At 35.4% G+C, this 2455-nt stretch carries 3 protein-coding genes; all 3 read left to right on the top strand.

The annotated features are described in order from the left end of the window. Window positions 1-184 (top strand): hypothetical protein (locus SVN78_10185; GenBank protein ID MDY6821975.1); only part of this gene is annotated, 184 nt, incomplete at its 5' end. Window positions 185-220: 36 nt separating this feature from the next. Beyond that, window positions 221-1405, top strand: coding sequence for an iron-containing alcohol dehydrogenase (locus SVN78_10180; protein ID MDY6821974.1), 1185 nt, complete (start codon window positions 221-223; stop codon window positions 1403-1405). 10 nt (window positions 1406-1415) lie between these two features. Continuing rightward, a partial coding sequence (locus tag SVN78_10175; protein MDY6821973.1) for an aldehyde dehydrogenase family protein occupies window positions 1416-2455 on the top strand: 1040 nt, incomplete at its 3' end.

The raw sequence follows: 2455 nt of genomic DNA, 5'->3' as shown, positions 1-2455 counted from the left end.
GATGAGTGTTGTTGGAGATGTGGGTGATGCCATGGTATTTACCAGATGTATTAACATTGTTTTATGCTATCTATATCCTCGTTTTATCAATAAAAGGCTTTTGCGTCGTGTCCCCTCTTTGGGCTTAAAAAAACAACTAAATAGATTTGTTATATATTTACTAGGTATTCCCTTTGGTATGTAAGTAAATTAATATATTTTACCTAATTAGGAGGTTTTGATGTTGCCAGATTATTATGAATTTTATAATCCTGTTAAGATAGTTGCTGGCAGGAAAGCTGTTGACAATTTGCCCTACGAGATAGATAAGTTAGGCTGTAAAAAACCTTTAATTATCACTGATAAAGGTGTTGTTAAAGCTGGTTTGATTGATATTATTAAAAAGTCTTTTTATGATTCACAGATAACAGATTATTATATTTATGATGATACGCCACCTGATTCATCAGTTAGAGTGGTTAATGAGGTTGTTAAGATATACAAGGAGAATAATTGTGATGTATTAATCGCTGTTGGTGGAGGCTCCTCAATTGACACAGCTAAAGGTGTTAATATTGTGGTAACAGAGAAATCTGATGATTTAAAAAAATTCATGGGCGCAGAAATGCTTAATAAACCTATGGGGCCTATGATAGTTATTCCAACAACTGCTGGAACAGGTTCTGAGGTAACCTTGGTTGCAGTTATAAAAGATGAGGAAAAGAATGTGAAGATGGAGTTTACTTCATATTTTTTATTGCCAAAAGTTGCCATATTAGACCCAAGGATGACCCTATCTCTTCCACCAAAGATTACAGCTGCTACAGGGATGGATGCCTTAACGCACGCAGCTGAGGCGTATATATCAGTTCAAAAAAATCCTATGAGTGATGCCTATGCGTTTAATGCAATAAAATTAATTGGCGAAAACCTAGTTGAGGTTGTGAAAAATCCTAAGGATGAAAAGAAACGCTTTGCTATGGCAAATGCTGCAACTATGGCAGGGGTGTCTTTTTCAAATGCAATGGTTGGTATTGTGCATTGTCTAGGGCATGCAGCTGGTGCATTGTGTAATATTCATCATGGTACTGCAATGTCTATATTTTTACCCTTTGGTTTAAAACATTGCCTAAATAAATCAGAAGAATATGTAGGAGAATTATTGCTTCCTTTGGGTGGCGCTGATGAATATGCTAAAACCCCAAAAAGTAAAAGAGCCAAAAGAGCAATTGATTTTATATGCAAACTACGTAATGAATTAAAAGAAGCTTGTGGTTTGCCTACAACTCTAAAGGAAGCCGGTGTAAAAGAGGAGCAATTTGATGAGATAGCTAAAAATGCAATTAATGATGGCGCCCAAATATTTAGCCCTGAGGATATGGATTTTGATGATGCTTTAAATATTATAAAAGAAGCCTATAGATAAGGAGGTAATTATGGCACAATTAGAGGTCATTGAAAATAGGACTGTTTCAATAAATCCAGCAACGGGTGAAATATTAGGCTATTCATATTTAAATTCTATTGAGGAATTGAGGGTTTCTGTTAAGAAAGCTAGAGAAGCTCAAAAAGAGTGGGAGAAAATTCCTGTTAAAGAAAGGGCAAAATATTTTAAACCCCTTAAACAGTATCTTACAGATAATGCAGATATGTTAGCTGAAACAATTAGTAGAGATAATGGTAAAACGAGGGTTGATGCACTTGTTACAGAGATTATAACAGGCGCAATGGGAGTAAATTATTACTGTAAAAATGCCCATAAATTTCTAAAAGATAAAAAACTTGGGACAGGAAATATATTTTTTATTAACAAAAGAAGTAAGTGTGTACGCGTTCCCTATGGTGTTATAGGAATTATATCGCCTTGGAACTATCCCTTTGCTATACCCTTTCCTGAGATAGTAATGGCTTTGATTGCTGGTAATGCTGTAATTTTTAAAGGAGCTTCTGAAACGCAAAGAGTAGCTGAAGCAATAAGGGATGCAATTGATTATCTAAAACTGCCAGATGGCTTATTCCACTTTATAAATATGCCTGGTAGAATTGCTGGGAATGCTTTTCTTGAAAGTGGTATTGACAAGCTTTTTTTTACAGGATCGGTTGCGGTTGGAAAAAAACTGATGGCAAAAGCTGCCGAGACTTTAACGCCTGTTAACTTGGAATTAGGCGGGAATGATGCTATGATTGTTTGTAGTGACGCTGATCTCTATAGAGCAGCAAATGGTGCTATATGGGCAGGTTTTTCTAATGCAGGGCAATCTTGTGGTGGTGTAGAGAGGATATATGTTGAGGAAAGTGTATATGATAAATTTATAAAAATACTCAGCGAAAAGGTTGAAAAATTGAGGGTTGGTTATGATAGAGATTATAATGTTGATATTGGTGTATTTACAACAGAAAACCAGCTAAACAAGGTAAAAGAGCATGTTGATGAAGCCCTTTCAATGGGTGCAAAAATAATTGCTAAATCAAAAGT

Source organism: Deferribacterota bacterium, assembly GCA_034189185.1.
In the GTDB taxonomy this organism is placed as follows: domain Bacteria; phylum Chrysiogenota; class Deferribacteres; order Deferribacterales; family UBA228; genus UBA228.
The sequence above is the reverse complement of the archived record's forward strand: the minus strand, read 5'-3'. Positions and strand labels throughout refer to the sequence as shown.